Origin of the sequence: Micromonospora foliorum, from assembly GCF_022229015.1 — a bacterium.
Lineage (GTDB): Bacteria > Actinomycetota > Actinomycetes > Mycobacteriales > Micromonosporaceae > Micromonospora > Micromonospora foliorum.
This window is the reverse complement of sequence record NZ_JAKKFF010000481.1, coordinates 1-3,519: the sequence shown is the minus strand read 5'-3', so window position 1 is coordinate 3,519 and position 3,519 is coordinate 1. Positions and strand designations below refer to the sequence as shown.

General features: G+C 75.1%; 2 protein-coding genes. Both read right to left on the bottom strand.

Annotation, left to right across the window (positions count from 1 at the left end; translation table 11 throughout):
• Positions 1–2,622, bottom strand: a 2,622-nt coding sequence (locus PSH25_RS28490) for an ATP-dependent helicase (RefSeq protein ID WP_238661973.1), incomplete at its 3' end; no start/stop codon positions are given.
• 79 nt (positions 2,623–2,701) lie between these two features.
• A partial coding sequence (locus PSH25_RS28485; RefSeq protein ID WP_238661972.1) for a RecB family exonuclease occupies positions 2,702–3,519 on the bottom strand: 818 nt, incomplete at its 5' end.

The window sequence follows — 3,519 nt, the reverse complement described above, 5'->3', positions numbered from 1 at the left end:
CATCAGGCGACGCACCAGCCCGGCCGCCTCGGCCAGTGCCGGCCGGCGACCGCCCAGCGGGTCGGCCGGCCACTCCGCGCGGAGCACCACCTCGGCTGTGGGGTTCGTCGCGTCCGGGGTCGGCTCCGGCGCCCACGCGTCGATCAGGTGCCCCGGCCCGCCGTCGAGGCAGGCGTCGTACACCTCACGCAGGAAGACCGACGGACCTCGCGGTCGCTTCGTGCCCTCCCCCCACCAGTAACCGGAGCAGAGCAGCAGCCGGCGCGGCCGGGTCACCGCCACGTACGTCAGCCGGCGTTCCTCCCGCTCGTCGTGAGCCCGCCACGCGTCGGTGAAGTCGGTCACCGCCCGCGCCACGGCCCGCTGGTCCCCCGCCTCGTCGAGCGCCAACTCGGGCAGCCCGTCGGCGTCGCCGCGCAGCGGGAACGGCAGCACGCCCAGCCCACCCAGCCAGTGGTCGGAGTTGCGGACCGGCCCGGGCCACAGCCCACGACTGAGCCCGGCCACCGCCACCACGTCCCACTCCAGGCCCTTGGCCGCGTGCGCGGTGACCACCTGCACCGCGCCCTCCACCACCTCGACCTCACCCGGCGCCAGACCACGCTCCTCGTCCTCGGCGGCGGCCAGGTAGGACAGGAAGCCGGACAGGGTCGCGCCGGGCGTCTCCCCGCTGAACCGGGCCGCCACGTCGCCGAGCGCGTCCAGGTGCCCCCGGGCCAGGCCCGCGTCGCCGGCGCCGTCCCGGCCGGCCCGCACCGCGACCTCCACGTCCAGGCCGATGGTCCGCTCGATGTCCGCGATCAGGTCGGGCAGCGCCTGGTCCAGTCGGTAGCGCAGCAGCGCCAACTCCCGGCCGTACGCGCGCAGCCGCGCGAACCCCTCCGCCGAGTACGCCTGCGCCGGCCCCAGGTCGGCCAACGCCTCCACCAGGGTCGCCTCGTCCAACAGGTCGGGGCTGATCTCCGCGGCCTCGTCGGCGGCGACCTGTCGCCGGGCGTTCGCGATGGCCCGAGCCCGTCGGTGCAACGCCACCAGGTCACGCGGTCCGATCCGCCAACGGGCGCCGGTGAGCAACCGCAGCAGCGCGGCGCCGTCGGTCGGGTCGGCCAGCACCCGCAGCGTGCAGACCACGTCGCGTACCTCGGGGGTGTCCAGCAGGCCACCCAACCCGACCACCTCGACCGGAAGGCCCCGCTCACGCAGCGCCGACTCAATCGCCGGGATCTGGCTGCGCACCCGGACCAGCACGGCGGTCGTCGGGCGCCGCGCCACCGGGATGTGCTCCGGGGCGGCACCCGGCATCCCGGCCGCCCCACGCCAGGCGGCGAGCACGCTGTCGGCGATCCAGTCGGCCTCGTCGGCGTACGTGGGCAGCATCGCGCAGTGCACGGTGCCGCCGGCCGCGCCGCCCGGGCTGCGGTGCGGGATCGGGTCCCGGACGGTCAGCGCGGAGCGCAGCTCCGGCACCCGGGCACCCGCCGCCCGCAGCGGGGTGGAGAGCGCGTTCGCCACCCGGAGGATCTCCGGGCGGTTGCGCCAACTCGTGGTGAGCCCCAGCGCCGGGGCCGGCTCACCGTTGGCGCGGGCGAACTCGGTGGGGAACCGGTCCAGGGTGCCCGCGCTGGCCCCCCGCCAGCCGTAGATCGACTGGCACGGGTCGCCCACCGCGGTCACCGGGTGCCCGCCACCGAACAGCGCGTTGAGCAACACCACCTGGGCGTGGCTGGTGTCCTGGTACTCGTCGAGCAGCACCACCCGGAAGCGGTCCCGCTCGATCACACCGACCCCCGGGTGGTCCCGGGCCACCCGGGCCGCCCGGGCGAGCTGGTCGGCGAAGTCCATCGCCTCGAAGTCCTCCTTGCGCCGGGCGTACGCCCGCACCAGCGGCAGCAGACGCAACCGGGTCTGCTGGAGGGTGAGCGCCTTGCGCACGTCGGCGTACACCCGGCCCGGCCGGGACTGCACCTCGGCGAAGAACCGACCGGTCCAGGCCGCCAGGTCGTCCGGCGCGACCAGATGCTCGTCCAGCTCTCCGGCGAGCGCCAGCACCGCGTCGGTGATGGTGCTCGGCATCCGGTCCACCTCGGACATGTCGCCGTCGTAGTTGCGCACCAGCAGGTCGACCAACTGCCAGCGGGACGCCTCGGTGAGCAGCCGGGTGGACGGCTCGTAGCCGGCCCGCAGCCCGTGCTCGGTGACGATCCGCCCCGCGTACGAGTGGTAGGTGGAGACGGTGGGCTCCCCCGCGAGCGGATCGTCCAGTGGGTCCCGTCCCTGCCGGCCGAGGCGGCGGATGAGCTGGTCGAGCCGGGTCCGTACCCGATGGGCCAGCTCGCCGGCCGCCTTACGGGTGAAGGTCAGCCCGAGGATCTGCTCCGGCCGCACGTACGAGTTGGCCACCAGCCAGACCACCCGCGCGGCCATCGTCTCGGTCTTGCCCGACCCGGCGCCCGCGACCACCAGCAGCGGCTCCACCGGGGCGGCGATGATCGCGGCCTGCTCCCGGGTGGGCGCCGGCAACCGCAGCAACTTGGCCAGCTCCACCGGGGTGTACCGGGGGCCGGAGTCCGCGAGCCGGGGCGTCGGCGCGGGACCCGCGCCGAACAGGGTGGGCTGACTCACCGTGCTGTCTCAGTTCCCAACACCGGCGCACTCCTCGCCCTCACGGGTGCCGTCCCAGGTCGCGACTGGGCTCGCACGTTCACTCCTCACCCTCACGGGTGCGCCGGACGGTGGGCGGCTCGACGACCTGACGCCCCTGCCCGGAGACCGGGCAGCTGGTGCGCACCGGGCAGACCCGGCACTTCGAGTTGGCCACCGCGGCGAACGTGGCGGCTGCCATCGTATCGGCGGTCCGCCGGACCAGCGCGGTCGCCCAACCGGCCGCCGGCCCCTCGCTGGCCGCCGGCTGATTCTGCTCCCTGGCGTCCTTGGCGGAGGTCCCGAGCTGCACCAGCGCGGCGCCCCCGGACTCGTCACCGAACTCGGCGAACGCCCCCGCCTCCACCGCCGCCTGGTACGCGCCGAGCTGTGGGTGCTCGGCCAGGTCGGTGCCGGTGACAGCGGTGGACTTGCCGGTCTTCAGGTCGATCACCACGAGCCGCCCGGCCTCGTCGACCTCCAACCGGTCGACCCGACCGGTCAGGTCGACGGGCCGGTTCGGGTCGTCCAGGCGGACGGCGAACTCGTGCTCGATGGCGAGCAACCGACGCGGGTTGGTGGCCAGCCAGCGCAGCAACTTGTCGACCATCGCCTCGGCGCGTTCCCGCTCGGGCCCGGCCATCCACCGGGCCGCCAGCTCGATCGCGTCGAACCGGGCGGCCACGTAGTCGAGCAGCGCGCCCCGGTCGGCGCTGGCGTCCTCGGCGAGCATCGCGGCGGCGTGCACCAGGTTGCCCACCCCCTGCGCGGTGCTGGTCGGGCCGCTGCCGCCATGCCGTTCCAGCAGCCACCGCAGGCTGCACCGCAGCGCGCTCTCCATGGCCGACGGGGTGACCCGCACCGGGTCGCCGTCGTCGA